An 18,252-nucleotide genomic window follows, 5' to 3' on the forward strand; every position below is an offset into this window, starting at 1 on the left:
GCTTACTTGAGGTTGACCGACTGGAACCAGCTCTTCATCGAGCAAGTGGCAAAGGCACTGGTGCTGCAGTCGCCGTTGGCCAGCGCGGTGCGCAGCTTGTCGACATCGGCCTGCATCACGTAGCGCACGCCATCCTTGAAATGGCCGCTTTCACCAAAACCGCCCTGCGTCATTTCATTCAGCGCGTCTTCCTTGCTCCAGCCCTGCACCACGATCCGGTACATCGCCGCCATCAGGCCGGTGCGGTCGGAACCATGTTTGCAATGCATCAGCACCGGGCCATTGGCTTCGGCAGCCTGAATCGCGCGCAGGGTCTTGAGCACATCGGCGTCATCGACATGGTTGGTGCGATAAGGCAGTTGCACTTGATTGATGCCCGGTTCGGACAGCCAGCTGCTGTCAGCTTCGGGCAGGAAGTTGATCACCGTTGCCACTTTCAGGTTCTTCAGCAACGGCACTGCGCCGCCATCCGGCAAGGCGCTGCGGTAGAGGGTTGGCGACATCTGGAACAGGTTGTACTGCACTTCAACCGGTTGCGCCCATTCAGGGGGACGCGATGTTGCAGCGGCGTCAGCCTGGGCCGGCATCAAGTGCAACAAGGCAACAAGCGACAAACACAAAGCAGGGAAAAGGCGCACTCGAGACATGCTGGGCTGACCGTATCGGAATTCATCAATGAAAGGCCTCGCAGCTTCCACGTCTGACGGTCAAAGCCCTGTGAGGCACTTGTCAAAGAATCGTGAATCCGTGCGATTTCATTGAGCACTCAGGTAAAAAACCGCAGCTTTTTCCGCTGAATCGGTTCAACCCGATGCATAGCCTGCTACCATTTGTCACACGATGTTGCAGGCGTCCCCCTTTTCCCGGTCAACCACCGGGCCACGCCGCGACGAAAAAATGCTCACGCCGTTCGCAGAAACGGCGGACAACCATCAATGCCTGATGAGGTGCACCCCCATGTCTGACGCAGATCGAGACAACCCGCGGCGTGAGTTCTTGCGCAAATCCCTGACCCTGATTCCCGTGGTCACCCTCGCCGGTAGCGGTCTGGGCAGCAGCGTGTTGCAAGCGGCGCCTGAAGCGGCCCCGTCGACGCCCGCAGCAACACCGGCCAAAGCTGACGCCAGCGCTTACCAGCCGAGCTATTTCACCGCCGAAGAATGGGCCTTCATCAACGCCGCCGTGGCGCACCTCATCCCCAACGACGAGCAAGGCCCGGGGGCTCTGGAAGCCGGCGTGCCGGAATACATCGACCGCCAGATGAACACCCCGTACGCCGCCGGTGCCCTGTGGTACATGCAAGGTCCGTTCAACGCGGACGCTGCGCCGGAGATGGGCTGGCAGAGCAAACTGGTGCCAAAAGAGATCTATCGCCTGGGCATCGCTGCCACGGATCAGTGGGCAAAATCGCTCAACGGTAAAACATTTGCTGAGCAAGACAGCGCTACCCGAGAAGATTTGCTCAAGCAGCTCGAAGCCGGCAAACCGCAGTTCGATGCGGTTCCAGCGAAGATTTTCTTCAGCCTGCTGCTGCAAAACACCAAGGAAGGGTTCTTCTGCGACCCGATCCACGGCGGCAATAAAGGCATGGTCGGCTGGACCATGATCGGCTTCCCCGGCGCCCGCGCCGATTTCATGGATTGGGTGGAACGCAACGAGCAATACCCCTTCCCGGCAGTTTCGATTCGCGGCGAGAGGGCTTGAGCATGGCAACCGTAATGAAGAAGGTCGACGCAGTGATCGTCGGTTTCGGCTGGACTGGCGCGATCATGGCCAAGGAGCTGACCGAGGCCGGGCTCAACGTGCTGGCGCTGGAGCGCGGGCCGATGCAGGACACCTACCCCGACGGCAACTATCCACAGGTGATCGACGAACTCACCTACAGCGTGCGCAAAAAACTCTTTCAGGACATCTCGAAAGAAACCGTCACCATCCGCCACAGCGTCAACGACATCGCCCTGCCGAATCGCCAGTTGGGTGCGTTCCTGCCGGGCAATGGCGTCGGCGGCGCCGGTCTGCACTGGTCGGGCGTGCACTTTCGCGTCGATCCGATCGAGCTACGCATGCGCAGCCACTACGAAGAGCGTTACGGCAAAAGTTTTATCCCTAAGGACATGACCATCCAGGACTTCGGCGTCAGCTATGAAGAGCTGGAGCCGTTCTTCGATTTCGCCGAAAAGGTCTTCGGCACCTCCGGCCAGGCCTGGACCGTGAAGGGCCAACTGGTCGGTCAAGGCAAGGGCGGCAACCCTTACGCGCCGGATCGCTCCAATCCGTTCCCGCTGCAAGCGCAGAAAAACACCGTTTCCGCGCGGTTGTTCGGCAAAGCGGCGACAGAAGTTGGTTACAAACCCTACAACCTGCCGTCGGCAAATACCTCAGGCCCGTACACCAATCCCTACGGCGCACAGATGGGCCCGTGCAACTTCTGCGGGTTCTGCAGCGGTTACGTTTGCTACATGTACTCCAAGGCCTCTCCGAACGTGAACATTCTGCCGGCGCTCAAGCCACTGCCGAATTTCGAGCTGCGGCCCAACTCGCATGTGCTGCGGGTCAACCTCGACAGCACCAAGTCCAAGGCCACCGGCGTGACGTACATCGACGGCCAGGGCCGCGAGATCGAGCAACCGGCGGATCTGGTGATCCTCGGCGCCTTCCAGCTGCACAACGTGCGCCTGATGCTGCTCTCGGGCATCGGCAAGCCGTACGACCCGATCAGCGGCGAAGGCGTGGTCGGGCGTAACTTCGCCTACCAGAACATGGCGACCATCAAGGCCTTCTTCGACAAGGACACCCACACCAACAACTTCATCGGTGCCGGCGGCAACGGCGTGGCGCTGGACGATTTCAACGCCGACAACTTTGACCACGGCCCGCATGGCTTCGTCGGCGGCTCGCCTATGTGGGTCAACCAGGCGGGCAGCCGCCCGATTGCCGGCACCTCGAACCCGCCCGGCACCCCGGCCTGGGGCAGCCAGTGGAAACGCGCGACCGCCGATTACTACACCCACCAGGTGTCGATGGATGCCCACGGCGCGCATCAGTCCTACCGTGGCAACTACCTCGATCTGGATCCGGTGTATCGCGATGCCTACGGCTTGCCGCTGCTGCGCATGACCTTCGACTGGCAGGAAAACGACATCAAAATGAACCGCTTCATGGTCGAGAAAATGGGCAAGGTCGCTCAAGCCATGGGCCCGAAAGCCATCGCGGTGATCGGCAAGCAGGTCGGTGATCATTTCAACACTGCGGCCTACCAGACCACCCACCTCAACGGTGGCGCAATCATGGGCACCGATCCGAAGAAGAGTGCCCTGAACCGTTACCTGCAGAGCTGGGACGTGCACAACGTATTCGTGCCAGGTGCGTCGGCGTTCCCGCAAGGCTTGGGTTACAACCCGACCGGGCTGGTGGCGGCGTTGACCTACTGGTCGGCCAAGGCGATCCGCGAGCAGTATCTGAAAAACCCCGGCCCGCTGGTTCAGGCATAAGGAGCGATGACCATGAAAAATCTCGTTATCGCCACCCTGGCCCTGCTCGGCAGCACGGCTGTACACGCCGCCGACGTTGATCAGGCGTTGATCAAACAAGGCGAATACCTCGCCCGCGCCGGTGACTGCGTGGCCTGCCACACCGCCAAGGGCGGCAAGCCGTTCGCCGGCGGCCTGCCGATGGAAACGCCGATCGGCACGATCTACTCGACCAACATCACCCCGGACAAAAACGGCATCGGTGATTACAGCTTCGAGGATTTCGACAAAGCCGTGCGCCACGGTGTCGCCAAAAACGGCAGCACGTTGTACCCGGCGATGCCGTACCCGTCCTACGCCCGGGTCAGCGAAACCGACATGCAGGCGCTGTACGCCTACTTTATGCACGGTGTCGAACCGGTGGCGCAGGAGAACAAGGCCAGCGACATTCCATGGCCGCTGAGCATGCGCTGGCCGCTGATGGGCTGGCGCTGGCTGTTTGCGCCGAAAGTCGAGGACTACAAGACCACCTCGGATGATCCGGTGATCGATCGCGGCGCCTATCTGGTCGAAGGCCTCGGCCATTGCGGCGCCTGCCATACGCCACGGGCGCTGACCATGCAGGAGAAATCCCTGAGCGCGGCAGATGGCAAGAGCTTCCTCGCCGGCAGCGCACCGCTGGAAGGCTGGATCGCGAAAAGTCTGCGCGGTGATCACAAGGATGGCCTGGGCAGCTGGAGCGAAGCGCAGCTGGTGCAGTTCCTCAAGACCGGACGCAGTGACCGTAGCGCGGTGTTCGGCGGCATGAGCGATGTGGTCACCCACAGCATGCAATACATGACCGACGCCGACCTGACCGCGATCGCCCGCTACCTCAAGTCGCTGCCGGCAGTTGATCCAAACGATCAGCCGCACCAGTACGACGAGAAAGCGGCCAAAGCCCTGTGGAACGGCGACGACAGCCAGCGTGGCGCAGCGGTGTACATCGACAACTGCGCGGCCTGCCACCGTACCGACGGCCACGGCTACACCCGGGTGTTCCCGGCGCTCGCGGGCAATCCGGTGCTGCAATCGGAGGATCCGACATCGCTGATCCACATCGTGCTCAAGGGCGGCACCCTGCCGGCGACGCACACGGCACCCTCGACCTTCACCATGCCGGGTTTCGCCTGGCGGTTGTCGGATCAGGAAGTGGCGGATGTGGTGAGTTTCATCCGTGGCAGCTGGGGCAACAAAGGTGCGCCGGTGAAAGCCGCTGACGTCGCCGAGTTGCGTAAGGAGGATATGAAGCACACCTCCGGCGATGACCTCGGTCAGGTCACGCAACACAACTGACCAGTCGCCCGACGGCACTAGCCAGATGAGCAACGCCCCGATACTGTATATGCACACAGTATCGGGGCGTTTTCATGTCTACTCCATTGCCACCGCGCGGCCGCGGCACCGCGACCAACCCGCACAACCGCTTTGCGCCGAACCGTTCGGTGGCCGAGGACGACGGCTGGTATCAGGAAGTGCCCGAAACGCAGAACACCGAGGTGATGATCGAGACCGCGAAAACCATCATCACCCGCAACACCTCGCCAGACCTGCCCTTCGATCGCTCAATCAACCCCTATCGCGGCTGCGAGCACGGTTGCATCTATTGCTACGCGCGACCCAGCCACGCCTATTGGGACATGTCGCCGGGGCTGGATTTCGAAACTCGGCTGATCGCCAAGACCAACGCCGCCCAGGTGCTTGAGGAACAGTTGAGCAAACGCGGCTACCAATGCGCGCCGATCAATCTTGGCTCCAACACCGATCCGTATCAGCCTATCGAGCGCGAGCACAGGATTACCCGGCAGACCCTCGAAGTACTGCTGCGCTACCGGCACCCGGTGACCATCGTTACCAAGGGTTCGCTGATTCTGCGCGACCTCGACCTGCTCACCGAGCTGGCGCAGCAACGGCTGGTGGCGGTGATGATCAGCCTGACCACGCTGGACGATGAACTCAAACGCATCCTCGAACCCCGTGCCGCTGCACCGAAAGCACGGCTGCGGGCGATCCGGGTGATGCGCGAAGCAGGCATTCCGGTGGGGGTGCTGTGTTCGCCGATGATCCCGATGATCAACGACAGCGAAATCGAAAGCCTGCTGACCGAAGCCCATGCGGCTGGTGCGCAAAGCGCCGCGTACATGATGCTGCGCCTGCCGCTGGAAGTGGCGCCGTTGTTCGAGGAATGGTTGCAGGCGCACTATCCGCAGCGCGCGGCCCATGTCCTGAGCCTGATCCGCCAGAGCCGAGGTGGTGAGCTCTACGACTGCCGGTTCGGTGCGCGGATGCGCGGCGAGGGGCCGTTCGCCGACCTGCTCGCGCAACGTTTCGCCAAAGCCATTAAACGTCTCGGTTTAAACCACCGTGAGGGCTATAACCTGGACTGCACGGCCTTCTGTCCGCCGGGTCGCCAGATGTCGTTGATTTAGCGACAATTGCCTATGGTTGCCGGGTTGGAATCCTTCCGTCGAAATGCCTCAGTCACGTTTTTTGTGACCTGGAACACACGTTCTAGAGCGCTCGATTCAGTTTGAGTTAAGTTTCGGCGGCTACCTTGTTCATCGAGTGACTGACGGGTCTGGATGACCCGGATGTTTTAAACAGCCACTGGCTTCATACCGGAATACACGGGAACGACTCCCCGAATCCGCCAAAGAGGATGAATCATGAGTGACAAGGATAAACAGCCGTTGGCTGCGTCGGCGCAAGCCGTCCCTGGGGCGGAATCCGCCGATGCAGCGTTGCGTACGATCGTTGACGGCTTTTTGCATTTTCATCATGAGGTCTTCCCGCAGCAGGAAGAACTCTTCAAGAAACTCGCCACGGCGCAATCGCCACGGGCAATGTTCATCACCTGCGCCGACTCGCGCATCGTGCCCGAGCTGATCACCCAGAGTTCGCCAGGCGATCTGTTCGTGACCCGTAACGTCGGCAACGTTGTACCGCCTTACGGCCAGATGAACGGTGGCGTTTCCACTGCCATCGAATACGCGGTACTGGCGCTGGGCGTGCAACACATCATCATCTGCGGCCACTCCGATTGCGGTGCCATGCGCGCAGTGCTCAATCCGGACAGCCTGGAAAAAATGCCGACGGTCAAAGCCTGGTTGCGCCACGCCGAAGTGGCAAAAACCATGGTGCACGAAAACTGTAACTGCACCGAAGAAAAAGAAAGCATGCCGATCCTCACCGAGGAGAACGTCATCGCCCAACTGCAGCACTTGCGTACCCATCCTTCGGTAGCCTCACGCATGGCGAACGGTCAACTGTTCATCCATGGCTGGGTCTACAACATCGAAACCAGCGAAATCAAGGCTTACGACGCGGATCAGGGACGCTTCCTGCCGCTCGACGGCAGCCATCCGATTCCGGTGGCGACGCCCAAAGCGCGCTTCTAAATCCTCCTAAAAATCTGTGTGGCTTGATGCCGGCCGCTGTTTCAGCGGTTCGGCGAAGCCATGCCTGAAGAAAGCTTCGGGAGAGTCATCATGCGTGCTGCTCAATTGAAAGCGGTGTTGCCACGGGAGCTGCTGGCTTCGGTGGTTGTGTTTCTGGTCGCGCTGCCGCTGTGCATGGGTATCGCGATTGCTTCCGGGTTGCCACCGGCCAAAGGTCTGATCACCGGGATCATCGGCGGTCTGGTGGTGGGTTGGCTGGCAGGCTCGCCGTTGCAGGTCAGCGGGCCGGCGGCCGGTCTGGCGGTGTTGGTGTTCGAGCTGGTGCGCCAGCACGGGATCGAGATGCTCGGGCCGATTCTGTTGCTTGCGGGTTTCCTGCAACTGGTGGCCGGGCGCCTGAAGCTCGGGTGCTGGTTTCGGGTCACGGCGCCAGCGGTGGTCTACGGCATGCTCGCCGGGATCGGCGTGCTCATCGTGCTCTCGCAAGTACATGTGATGCTCGATGCCAAGCCACAACCGTCCGGGCTGGATAACCTCACGGCCTTCCCCGGCGCAGTGGCGCAAGCCTTGCCGTCGTTCGGCTGGCAAGCCGGCTTGCTCGGCCTGGCGACCATTGCGGTGATGTGGCTGTGGGAGAAATTTCGCCCGCATTCGCTGCGCTTCATTCCCGGTGCGCTGCTCGGTGTTGGCCTGGCGACCGGCGCCAGCCTGTTGCTGGCGTTGCAGGTTAAACGGGTCGAGGTGCCGGAGAATCTGGCCGAAGCCATTGACTGGCTGAAACCGGCGGACTTGCTCAGCCTCGCTGATCCAACCCTGCTGATTGCGGCTTTTGCCGTGGCGTTCATCGCCAGCGCCGAAACACTGTTGTCCGCTGCTGCGGTGGATCGCATGCACAACGGCGTGCGCTCGGATTTCGACCGTGAGCTGTCGGCGCAAGGTGTCGGCAACATGCTCTGCGGTCTGGTCGGTGCGCTGCCGATGACCGGGGTGATCGTGCGCAGCTCGGCCAACGTCCAGGCCGGTGCAACCACCCGTTACTCGACGATCTTCCATGGTCTGTGGCTACTGGCGTTCGTGCTGTTGCTGTCGAGCATGCTGCAAAGCATTCCGGTGGCGAGTCTGGCGGGCGTGTTGGTGTACACCGGGTTCAAACTGGTGGACCTCAAAGCGTTTCGCGGTCTGAGCCGTTACGGGCGGATGCCGATGTTCACCTATGCCGCCACGGCGCTGGCGATCATCTTCACCGACCTACTGACCGGTGTGTTGATCGGTTTCGGCCTGACGATGTTGAAACTGGCGTTCAAGGCTTCGCGATTGAAGATCAGCCTGATCGATCTGCCGCAGGACGGCGAGATGGAGTTGCGTCTGATCGGTGCGGCGACATTCCTCAAAGTGCCGGCGCTGACGCAAGTGCTGGGCAGTATTCCGCAAGGCACGACGGTGCACGTGCCGCTCAATAACCTGAGCTACATCGACCATTCGTGTCTGGAGTTACTGGAAGAGTGGGGCCGGGCGAATGCGGCCAAGGGGTCGAAGCTGCTGATCGAGTCGCGTGGGTTGAAGCGACGGTTGGAGGGGCGGGTTCGGACCAATACCGGGATCGGCGCGGCCGGCTAAAAAACCCGTTGTGCATACAAACCCTGTGGGAGCGAGCCTGCTCGCGAAAGCGATGTATCAGCCAACAGAAGATGTTGAATGATCGACCGCATTCGCGAGCAGGCTCGCTCCCACATTGGATCTATGGCGTATGAGGATTACGCGGCAGGCTGGTCCAGCTCCAGTCCCACACCCAGGCGACGGCCCATGCATGGCCAGCGCTTCCACGCAGCACCGGTATCCGGGCTGCTCAGTTTGTCGCGGTAGGCCTCTACCGATTCCAGCGCAAAACTCTCGTCGTCGAGCATCTCGTCGATAGTGTGATGCACCACTTCGTCCAGTTGATTGGCAAATTCCTCACCGAGCAATTGGTGAGCAATCAGGTTGGCGACCGTCATGTCCAAGGGGATCAGTGGCTGGCCGAGGTGTTTGATGTACAGGTCGTTGACCTCTTCGACAAAGCGGTGCGCCAGATAGGCTTCGTCCAGCAGGCTGTCCAGACCGACCGGCGGCTGGAGGAAGTACTGCTCGGCGATTTTCAGCACCGGCTTGATCTGCGACTCGATTCCCGCTTCCCTGGCAACTTCATTGGCTGCGTCCAGCATGTCTGGTACTTCATCGATATAGGCGGTGACAAAACTCGTCAACGCGTCTTCGCGGTTAGCGTCCGGCAACTGAATGGCCGAATGCAGATGAGGCAACTTGGCTTCCAGCTGACGCTTGAGCCGTCCGGTTTCGTTTTCGGTCTGTCGGGCTTTTTGGATCTGCTCGCGCAATGCGGCGGTGTTCATGAAAACTCCAGGGAACAAGGCAATGAAATAGGGAAGACATAACTTAGCTGGCTTACGAAAAATGCTAAGACGCATTTGTCATAATTATTTCATCCTTGATGCAGCAGCGTTATATCGGTTCGCCACCACTCGTCTGCATCCTTCTCCATTCGTACCCTTGAGCGCAAGCCCCGGCTGTTTCAGATCATTTACGCGTCGACATTGCAATTCCCGGTGGCTGTCTATACTCGCCATTGAATGGAGTTAGCTGATGACGCCCGACTGCCCACGCAGCAAGGCCCGGCGATTCAAGTTCGTAGTCTGATGCAGCCGCTCCCTTGCCGAAGGCGTTGCGCCTACGGGATAACAAGAACGATAAGGGGAACCCGCAATGATGCGACATCCACACGTCTGGATGGGCCTCCTGTTGTGGTCGATTTTCAGCCCGGCTCAAGCGGCCTGGACTGTGAATATGGCGCCTGGAGCGACTGAAATCAGTCACGCAGTATTCGACCTGCACATGACCATTTTCTGGATCTGTGTGGTGATCGGGATCATCGTCTTCGGCGCCATGTTCTGGTCGATGATCGTGCATCGCCGCTCGACCGGGCAGGTCGCCGCAAAATTCCACGAAAGTACCACCGTCGAAATTCTCTGGACGGTCGTGCCGCTGCTGATCCTGGTGGCGATGGCGGTTCCGGCGACCGCCACCCTGATCCGCATGTACGACACCAGTGAGCCGGATATCGATATCCAGATCACCGGCTACCAGTGGAAGTGGCACTACAAATACCTCGGCCAGGACGTCGAGTTCTTCAGCAACCTGGCCACCCCCGCCGAACAGATCCACAACAAGGAAGCCAAGGGCGAGCACTACCTGCTCGAAGTCGACAAGCCGCTGGTGCTGCCGGTCGGCGCCAAGGTGCGCTTCCTCGTGACTTCCGCCGACGTCATTCACTCATGGTGGGTGCCGGCCTTCGCGGTCAAGCGCGATGCGATCCCGGGTTTCGTCAACGAAGCCTGGACGCGCATCGACAAGCCCGGCCTCTACCGTGGCCAGTGCGCCGAACTGTGCGGCAAGGACCACGGCTTCATGCCGATCGTGGTCGACGTCAAGGAGAAGGCCGACTACGACAAGTGGCTTGCCGACCGCAAAGCCGAAGCCGCGCAGCTCAAGGAGCTGACCAGCAAGGAATGGACGCTGGACGAGCTTAAAGAGCGCGGCGACAAGATCTATCACACCACCTGCGTGGCCTGTCACCAGGCTGAAGGTCAGGGCCTGCCGCCGATGTTCCCGGCGCTCAAGGGCTCACCGATTGCCACCGGGCCCAAAGCCGACCACCTGCACCGCGTGTACTTCGGCAAACCCGGCACCGCCATGGCGGCGTTCGGCAAACAGTTGTCGGAAGTCGATATCGCAGCGGTGGTGACCTACGAACGTAACGCCTGGGGCAACAACAAGGGCGACATGGTCACGCCAAAAGAAGTGCTTGAGCTCAAACAGGCGGAAAGCAAATGAGCCGGTCTATCGCGTACTTCGTGAATCGGTCGGGGCAATGCGCCCCGGCCCGCCCCGTCCACTCACGTAAAGGAGACCGGCCATGAGCGCTGTAATCGATGACCACGGTCATGCCGACCACGCCCACGGCCCCGCCAAAGGCCTGATGCGTTGGGTGCTGACCACCAACCACAAGGACATCGGTACGCTGTACCTGTGGTTCGCGTTCTGCATGTTCCTGCTCGGCGGCACGTTCGCCATGGTGATCCGCGCCGAGCTGTTCCAGCCCGGGCTGCAGATCGTCGAACCGGCGTTCTTCAACCAGATGACCACCATGCACGGCCTGGTGATGGTCTTCGGCGCGGTGATGCCGGCGTTCGTCGGCCTCGCCAACTGGATGATCCCGTTGATGATCGGCGCGCCGGACATGGCCCTGCCACGGATGAACAATTTCAGCTTCTGGCTGCTGCCGGCGGCGTTCCTGCTGCTGGTCTCGACCCTGTTCACCGCCGGTGGCGGGCCGAACTTCGGCTGGACGTTCTACGCCCCGCTGTCCACCACCTACGCACCGGAAAGCGTCACCTACTTCATCTTCGCCATCCACTTGATGGGGATCAGTTCGATCATGGGCGCGATCAACGTGGTCGCGACCATCCTCAACCTGCGCGCCCCCGGCATGACCCTGATGAAAATGCCGCTGTTCGTCTGGACCTGGCTGATCACCGCGTTCCTGCTGATCGCGGTGATGCCGGTGCTGGCCGGGTGCGTGACGATGATGCTGATGGACATCCACTTCGGCACCAGTTTCTTCAGCGCCGCCGGTGGCGGTGACCCGGTGTTGTTCCAGCATGTGTTCTGGTTCTTCGGCCACCCCGAGGTGTACATCATGATCCTGCCGGCGTTCGGCGCCGTCAGCCAGATCATCCCGACTTTCTCGCGCAAGCCGCTGTTCGGCTACACCTCGATGGTCTACGCCACGGCGAGCATCGCGTTCCTGTCGTTCATCGTCTGGGCGCACCACATGTTCGTGGTCGGCATCCCACTGGTGGGCGAGTTGTTCTTCATGTACGCGACCATGCTCATCGCCGTGCCGACCGGGGTGAAGGTGTTCAACTGGGCCAGCACCATGTGGCAAGGCTCGCTGACTTTCGAGACACCGATGCTGTTCGCCGTAGCGTTTGTGATCCTGTTTTCCATCGGCGGTTTTTCCGGGCTGATGCTGGCCATTGCCCCGGCGGACTTCCAGTACCAGGACACCTACTTCGTGGTCGCGCACTTTCACTACGTGCTGGTGCCGGGGGCGATCTTCGGGATCTTCGCTTCGGCCTATTACTGGCTGCCGAAGTGGACCGGGCACATGTACGACGAAACCCTCGGCAAGCTGCACTTCTGGCTGTCGTTCGTCGGCATGAACCTGACCTTCTTCCCGATGCACTTCGTGGGATTGGCGGGGATGCCGCGACGGATTCCGGACTACAACCTGCAGTTCGCCGACTTCAACATGGTTTCCTCGATCGGCGCGTTCATGTTTGGCGCTACGCAGATCTTCTTCCTGTTCATCGTGATCAAGACCATTCGCGGTGGCGCGCCAGCCCCGGCGAAACCCTGGGATGGCGCCGAAGGCCTGGAGTGGAGCGTGCCGTCGCCGGCGCCGTATCACACCTTTACCACGCCGCCGGAAGTGAAATGAAACGCCTGGCCTTTGTGGGAGGGGGCTTGCTCCCGAATGCGTCAGATCATTCAACTCATGGGTTGAATGATGAATTGCATTCGCGAGCAAGCCCGCTCCCACAGGGGATCTCGGTGGAGGCTGACAAACATGGCTGATTCGATCTCGCTGAAAAAACTGGTCACCCGTCTGCTCGGCGTGGTGGTGGCAATGTTTGTCTTCGGCTTTGCCTTGGTGCCGATCTACGACGTGATGTGCAAGGCCTTCGGCATCAATGGCAAAACCGCCGGGCAGTACGAGGGCGAGCAAATGGTGGACAGCTCGCGCCAGGTGCGCGTGCAGTTTCTCTCGACCAACAACATCGACATGCCCTGGGAGTTTTACCCCAAACACGACGAGTTGACCGCCAACCCCGGCGCGGTCAACGAGATGATTTTCGTGGCGCGCAACCCCACCGACAAACCGATGAGTGCGCAAGCTGTGCCGAGCATCGCGCCGAGCAACGCGGCGGCGTATTTCCACAAGACCGAATGCTTTTGCTTTACCCAGCAGGTGCTGCAGCCGGGTCAGCAGATCGAGATGCCGGTGCGTTTCATCGTTGACCGCGACATGCCCAAGGACGTGAAGCACCTGACGCTGTCCTACACGCTGTTCGATATCACCGCCCGACATCCTCCGGTGGCTGCAAACACTGGCGGTTAAGCGTGCCCGATAAGGAGAACAATAAATGGCAACTCATGAGCACTATTACGTCCCGGCCCAGAGCAAATGGCCAATCATCGCCACGTTCGGCATGGTTATCACCGTGTACGGCCTGGCGACCTGGTTCAACGATCTGAAGGCAGCGCGTCCGGAATCCCACGGCCCGTACATCTTTTTCGTCGGCGGGCTTTTGCTGGCGTACATGCTGTTCGGCTGGTTCGGGGCGGTGATCAAGGAAAGTCGCGCCGGGCTGTACAGCCCGCAGCTCGATCGCTCGTTCCGCTGGGGCATGAGCTGGTTCATCTTTTCCGAGGTGATGTTCTTCGTCGCCTTCTTCGGTGCGCTGTTTTACGTGCGCCACGTCTCGGGGCCCGCTCTGGGTGGTGAAGGCCCGAAAGGTATCGCCCACATGCTGTGGCCGAACTTCCAGTTCACCTGGCCGCTGCTGCACACCCCGGATCCGAAACTGTTCCCGCCGCCCAAAGAAGTCATCAGCCCGTGGGGCCTGCCGCTGATCAACACGATCCTGCTGGTCAGCTCCAGCGTGACCATCACCATCGCCCACCATGCCTTGAAAAAGGGCCATCGCGGCGCACTGAAAATCTGGCTGGCGATCACCGTTCTATTGGGCTGCGGCTTCCTCGCCTTGCAGGCCGAGGAATACATGCACGCCTACCACGAACTGGGCCTGACCCTGGGTTCGGGCATCTACGGCGCGACGTTCTTCATGCTCACCGGTTTCCACGGTGCCCACGTGACCATCGGCACGATCATTCTGTTCGTGATGCTGATGCGCATCATGAAGGGCCATTTCGATGCCGAGCATCAGTTCGGCTTCGAGGCGGCGAGCTGGTACTGGCACTTCGTTGATGTGGTGTGGATCGGCCTGTTCATCTTCGTTTACGTGCTCTGAGCACTGATCACCAAGGCGCGTGCGACACCAGTTGGCCGCTGTAGAAGCCCCAGGCGATCAAGCCGACGGTGGCAGCGGCCAGTGCCACCCGAACACTCAAGGCGATCACCAGGCGATTGGAGCTGCTGTCGTCCTTGACCAGGAAAAACAGGCCGCTGAACAGGCTGATCACCGTGGCAATCAGCAGCAGGACGATGGCTGCTTTGAGCATGGGAAGACTCCGGGGGACAGGCGATGCAGTTGAGTATAGCGATCGCGACGACTGACTTTGTGGCACGGCCATGAAGCGCTTCCGGCCGGGCGTGATACCGACCGTGGTGGTGGCGCTGTTGCTGCCGCTGCTGATGTCGCTGGGTTTCTGGCAGCTCGGTCGGGGCGCGGAGAAAACCGCCCTGCTCGCCACTTATGCCGAGCGCCGCGCGGCTGATCCGATGGCCAGCAGCGAATTGCTGCACAGCGCCGACCCGGCCTTTCGCCGTGTGCATCTGTACGGCCAGTTCGATGGCGCCCACAGCCTGCTGCTCGACAACCGCCAGCGCAACGGCAAGGTCGGTATCGAGCTGCTGCAACCGTTTCAGGATCGGGCCACCGGCCAGTGGCTGCTGGTCAATCGCGGCTGGTTGCCATGGCCGGATCGCCGGGTAACACCAAAATTTTCCACCCCCGCCGACACGGTCAACCTGGACGCCTGGGTCTACGTCGCCCCCGGCGCAACCTTCCAGTTGCACGCCGACCCGGCCAGCAGCACCTGGCCGCAAACGATCACCGCCGTCGAGCCGGCGAAGCTGTGGAAAACCCTCGAACGCGACGGCTTCGCCTACGAACTTCGTGCCGAACCCGGCCCCGCCAGCTATGAGGCCGACTGGCCGGTCGTCGCCATGGGCCCGGAAAAACACCTTGGATACGCCGTGCAGTGGTTCGCCATGGCCACCGCCCTGCTCGGCCTCTACCTCTACCTTGGATTGCACAACGCAAAGGAGAAACACCATGGGAACGGCCATGAATCCACCCAGCATGTCTGAGGCGAAAACCCCGGCCACCCGCCGCCGCGGGCGGATTCAGCTGCTGCTGATTGTGCTCGGCGTGGTCGGCCCGATGGTGCTGGCGACCGGCATGTACAAACTGCAGTTCTGGGTACCGGAAGGTCGCAGCTACCACGGCGAACTGATCGGCAACGGCCAGACACGCGCCGACCTCGGCGTGCAAGCCGATGAACAGCGCTGGCAGATGCTGGTGACCGCGCCGAAGGATTGCGCGGTGGACTGCCAGCAACTGGTGTACCTCGCCCGGCAGATCCAGATCGGCCTCGGTCGCGACGCCGGGCGCGCCAGCCACGCCCTCGCCGCCGCGCAACCGTTGAGCGCCGACTACGAAGCCAAGCTGAGCCGCGAATATCCGCAGCTGCAACGCTACCCGCTGGACAGCGCAGCGTTGAGCAAGGCCACCGGCGACAAGGCCACACCGCAACTGTGGATCATCGACCCCCACGGCAACCTGGTGCTGCGCTACGAGCCGAGCGTGAAGGGCAAGGATCTGCTCAACGACCTGCGCCACCTGCTGAAACTGTCGAACATCGGATAAGGGCATCGTCATGGCCAAACCTGGATTTCGCCTCGCGCTGTTTGCCACCCTGCTGGCACTGCTCGTCGTGCTGCTCGGCGCCTACACTCGCCTGACCCACGCCGGTCTCGGCTGCCCGGACTGGCCGGGCTGCTATGGCTTTATCAGCGTGCCGAAAAGCGAAGCCCAACTGGCCCATGCCGAACTGCATTACCCCGACTCGCCGGTGGTGGCGCACAAGGGCTGGAACGAGATGATCCACCGCTACTTCGCCGGCACTCTCGGCCTGCTGATTGCGATTCTGGCCGGGCGTGCTTGGGTCAATCGTGGTCATCCGGGCCAGCCGCTGAAACTGCCGCTGTTTCTGCTGGCGGTGGTGTTCGCCCAAGCGGCGTTCGGCATGTGGACGGTGACGCTCAAGCTCTGGCCGCAAGTGGTCACCGGGCATCTGCTCGGCGGTTTTGCGACCTTGAGTCTGCTGTTTTTGCTGACCTTGAGATTGTCCGGGGTGCTGCCGGCACTGACCGTGCCCAAGCGCTTGCAGTATTGGGCAACGGCGGGGCTGTTGCTGGTGATCGGCCAGATCGCACTGGGTGGTTGGGTCAGTTCCAACTACGCGGCGGTGGCCTGCATCGACTTCCCGACCTGCCACGGTCAATGGCTGCCACCGGCGGACTTTGCCAACGGCTTTCACCTGACCCAGCACATCGGCCCCAATTATCTCGGCGGCCAACTCGACAGCGATGCACGCACAGCGATTCACCTGACCCACCGCATCGGCGCGCTGCTGGTGACGATCGTCCTGCTCGGTCTGGCCTGGCAACTCAGGGCTGTCGGCATGACGCGTTTGGCCGGGCTAGTCGTCATTGCCCTCGGCGCACAGATCACCCTCGGCATCAGCAACGTGCTGTTCCATCTGCCGCTGCCGGTGGCCGTGGCCCACAACGCCGGTGGCGCCGCGCTACTGCTGAGCATGGTGCTGGTCAATTATCACGCGCGCACCAGTCTGGTCCGGGTCAAACAGCCGATGTTGGCGCGCTGGCGTCTGAGCCCGCGTAAACATTCGGCTGCGCCCATCACCATTAAAGGAGAAACGCCATGGCGCTTCTGATCGGCGAACGTCCCGCGCAAGCGCTGTGGCGTGACTATCTGGAGCTGACCAAGCCGAAAGTGGTGGTGCTGATGCTGATCACCTCGCTGGTCGGCATGTTCCTCGCGACCCGCGCCGGGGTGCCGTGGACGGTACTGGTGTTCGGCAATCTGGGGATTGCGTTGTGTGCCGGCGGCGCGGCGGCGGTCAATCATGTGGTCGATCGGCGTATCGACGCGGTGATGGCGCGCACGCACAAACGGCCATTGGCCGAGGGCCGGATTTCGCCGGCAGCGGCGCTGACCTTTGCGCTGGTGCTGGCGCTGCTCGGGCAGGCGATGCTGCTGACGTTCACCAATGCGCTGACCGCGTGGCTGACCCTCGCTTCGTTACTCGGCTACGCGGTGATCTACACCGGCTTCCTCAAACGCGCGACGCCACAGAACATCGTCATCGGCGGTCTTGCCGGCGCCGCCCCTCCGCTGCTCGGCTGGACCGCCGCTACCGGCCATATCAGCGCCGAACCGTTGCTGCTGGTGCTGATCATCTTCGCCTGGACCCCGCCGCACTTCTGGGCGCTGGCGATCCATCGCAAGGAGGAGTACGCCAAGGCCGACATCCCGATGCTGCCGGTAACCCACGGCGAGCACTACACCAAGGTGCATATTCTGCTGTACACCTTCGCCCTGCTCGCGGTGAGCCTGCTGCCGTATGTGATCCATATGAGCGGCCTGCTGTATCTGGTTTGCGCGCTGGCGCTGGGCGCAAGGTTTCTGCAATGGGCCGTGGTGCTGTACCGTGGCACTCGGCCGCACGCGGCGATCAACACCTTCAAGTACTCTATTTATTACTTGTTCCTGTTGTTCATCGCCCTGCTCGTAGACCACTACTTACTGTTGAACCTATGACTCGAACCCAGAAAACCGTCTTCATCCTCGTCGCCGTGATCGCGCTGATCCTGGGACTTACCGTCAACAAAGTGTTGAGTGGCAAGGGCCAGGGCGACCCCACCGCGCTGATCGACGCCGGCATCATCCTGCTGCCGCAGAGCCGCACCCTGCCGGGCGTGACCATGACCAATCAGGACGGCCAACCGGTCGCCATCGACGAGTTGAAAGGCAAGTGGAGCCTGCTGTTCTTCGGCTACACCTTCTGCCCGGACATCTGCCCAACCACCCTCGCCCAACTGCGCCAGATCAAGAGCGAATTGCCCAAAGACGCGGTGGATAAGTTGCAGATCGTGCTGGTCAGTGTCGACCCGAACCGCGACAACCCGCAGCAGTTGAAGCAGTACCTGGGCTACTTCGATCCACAGTTCGTGGGCCTGACGCCGAAGTCGATCGAAGAGCTGCAGAAAGTCGCGAATGCGGTGAGTATTCCGTTCATTCCCGCCGATACCAGCAAGCCGAATTACACGGTGGATCACAGTGGCAACCTGGCGGTGATCGGCCCGGACGGGACGCAGCGTGGGTTCATCCGGGCGCCGCTGAACAACGCCAAACTGGTTGCGCAGCTCCCGGTAATGCTTAACCGCAAGTAGCAACAAC

18 protein-coding genes are annotated in these 18,252 nt (G+C 61.2%); 15 read left to right on the forward strand and 3 right to left on the reverse strand.

Going from position 1 to position 18,252, the window contains the following annotated elements:
* Positions 1–2 precede the first annotated feature (2 nt).
* Positions 3–647 (reverse strand): dual specificity protein phosphatase family protein, encoded by a 645-nt coding sequence (locus tag AC3WMV_RS11255; RefSeq protein ID WP_027610212.1) that lies wholly within the window; start codon positions 645–647, stop codon positions 3–5.
* 310 nt (positions 648–957) lie between these two features.
* On the opposite strand from AC3WMV_RS11255, the gene AC3WMV_RS11260 reads away from it, so the two are divergent.
* The 6 genes from AC3WMV_RS11260 (at position 958) to AC3WMV_RS11285 (ending at position 8,524) form a co-directional block, all read left to right on the forward strand.
* Complete coding sequence (locus AC3WMV_RS11260; protein ID WP_027610213.1) at positions 958–1,704, forward strand: gluconate 2-dehydrogenase subunit 3 family protein; 747 nt, start codon at positions 958–960, stop codon at positions 1,702–1,704.
* Positions 1,705–1,706: 2 nt separating this feature from the next.
* Complete coding sequence (locus AC3WMV_RS11265; protein WP_103368003.1) at positions 1,707–3,491, forward strand: GMC family oxidoreductase; 1,785 nt, start codon at positions 1,707–1,709, stop codon at positions 3,489–3,491.
* A 12-nt stretch (positions 3,492–3,503) separates the two neighbouring features.
* The gene (locus AC3WMV_RS11270) at positions 3,504–4,805 is read left to right on the forward strand and encodes a cytochrome c (RefSeq protein ID WP_103368002.1); all 1,302 of its coding nucleotides are present in this window, start codon (positions 3,504–3,506) and stop codon (positions 4,803–4,805) included.
* 74 nt (positions 4,806–4,879) lie between these two features.
* A complete protein-coding gene (locus AC3WMV_RS11275; protein ID WP_103368001.1) occupies positions 4,880–5,938 on the forward strand; it encodes a PA0069 family radical SAM protein in 1,059 nt (352 codons plus the stop codon).
* Between the two features lie 237 nt (positions 5,939–6,175).
* On the forward strand, positions 6,176–6,907 hold the full coding sequence (locus tag AC3WMV_RS11280; protein ID WP_027610217.1) for a carbonic anhydrase: 732 nt from the start codon (positions 6,176–6,178) through the stop codon (positions 6,905–6,907).
* A gap of 90 nt (positions 6,908–6,997) precedes the next feature.
* Positions 6,998–8,524 (forward strand): SulP family inorganic anion transporter, encoded by a 1,527-nt coding sequence (locus tag AC3WMV_RS11285; protein WP_103368000.1) that lies wholly within the window; start codon positions 6,998–7,000, stop codon positions 8,522–8,524.
* Between the two features lie 137 nt (positions 8,525–8,661).
* Here the strand turns inward: AC3WMV_RS11285 and AC3WMV_RS11290 are convergent, their stop codons facing one another.
* Positions 8,662–9,294, reverse strand: coding sequence for a hypothetical protein (locus tag AC3WMV_RS11290; RefSeq protein WP_027610219.1), 633 nt, complete (start codon positions 9,292–9,294; stop codon positions 8,662–8,664).
* A gap of 370 nt (positions 9,295–9,664) precedes the next feature.
* Here AC3WMV_RS11290 and coxB point away from each other — a divergent pair, with 370 nt between their 5' ends.
* The 4 genes from coxB (at position 9,665) to AC3WMV_RS11310 (ending at position 14,055) form a co-directional block, all read left to right on the forward strand.
* Positions 9,665–10,792, forward strand: a complete 1,128-nt coding sequence (gene coxB, locus AC3WMV_RS11295; protein ID WP_027610220.1) for a cytochrome c oxidase subunit II — start codon at positions 9,665–9,667, stop codon at positions 10,790–10,792.
* Positions 10,793–10,874: 82 nt separating this feature from the next.
* Positions 10,875–12,461 carry a cytochrome c oxidase subunit I gene (ctaD, locus tag AC3WMV_RS11300; protein ID WP_027610221.1) on the forward strand — a complete coding sequence of 529 codons (1,587 nt, stop codon included), beginning with the start codon at positions 10,875–10,877 and terminating at the stop codon, positions 12,459–12,461.
* A 129-nt stretch (positions 12,462–12,590) separates the two neighbouring features.
* Complete coding sequence (locus AC3WMV_RS11305; protein WP_103367999.1) at positions 12,591–13,142, forward strand: cytochrome c oxidase assembly protein; 552 nt, start codon at positions 12,591–12,593, stop codon at positions 13,140–13,142.
* Positions 13,143–13,167: 25 nt separating this feature from the next.
* Positions 13,168–14,055 (forward strand): cytochrome c oxidase subunit 3, encoded by an 888-nt coding sequence (locus AC3WMV_RS11310; protein ID WP_007962783.1) that lies wholly within the window; start codon positions 13,168–13,170, stop codon positions 14,053–14,055.
* A 7-nt stretch (positions 14,056–14,062) separates the two neighbouring features.
* Here the strand turns inward: AC3WMV_RS11310 and AC3WMV_RS11315 are convergent, their stop codons facing one another.
* The gene (locus AC3WMV_RS11315; protein WP_003220344.1) at positions 14,063–14,266 is read right to left on the reverse strand and encodes a twin transmembrane helix small protein; all 204 of its coding nucleotides are present in this window, start codon (positions 14,264–14,266) and stop codon (positions 14,063–14,065) included.
* 70 nt (positions 14,267–14,336) lie between these two features.
* Between AC3WMV_RS11315 and AC3WMV_RS11320 the strand changes: the two genes are divergently transcribed.
* The 5 genes from AC3WMV_RS11320 to AC3WMV_RS11340 are packed head-to-tail and all read left to right on the forward strand — an operon-like array spanning position 14,337 to position 18,245.
* Positions 14,337–15,077 (forward strand): SURF1 family protein, encoded by a 741-nt coding sequence (locus AC3WMV_RS11320; protein WP_103367998.1) that lies wholly within the window; start codon positions 14,337–14,339, stop codon positions 15,075–15,077.
* Positions 15,043–15,636 (forward strand): PA_0111/PP_0108 family redox-active disulfide protein, encoded by a 594-nt coding sequence (locus tag AC3WMV_RS11325; RefSeq protein ID WP_027610225.1) that lies wholly within the window; start codon positions 15,043–15,045, stop codon positions 15,634–15,636. Before AC3WMV_RS11320 ends, AC3WMV_RS11325 begins: the two co-directional genes overlap by 35 nt.
* Before the next feature lie 10 nt (positions 15,637–15,646).
* Positions 15,647–16,726, forward strand: coding sequence for a COX15/CtaA family protein (locus AC3WMV_RS11330; RefSeq protein ID WP_027610226.1), 1,080 nt, complete (start codon positions 15,647–15,649; stop codon positions 16,724–16,726).
* The gene (gene cyoE / locus AC3WMV_RS11335; protein ID WP_027610227.1) at positions 16,714–17,613 is read left to right on the forward strand and encodes a heme o synthase; all 900 of its coding nucleotides are present in this window, start codon (positions 16,714–16,716) and stop codon (positions 17,611–17,613) included. The genes AC3WMV_RS11330 and cyoE overlap by 13 nt, the downstream gene beginning before the upstream one ends.
* A complete protein-coding gene (locus AC3WMV_RS11340; protein ID WP_007962772.1) occupies positions 17,610–18,245 on the forward strand; it encodes an SCO family protein in 636 nt (211 codons plus the stop codon). Before cyoE ends, AC3WMV_RS11340 begins: the two co-directional genes overlap by 4 nt.
* Positions 18,246–18,252: the final 7 nt, after the last annotated feature.

The sequence above is a fragment of the Pseudomonas sp. FW305-3-2-15-E-TSA4 genome, from assembly GCF_058787295.1.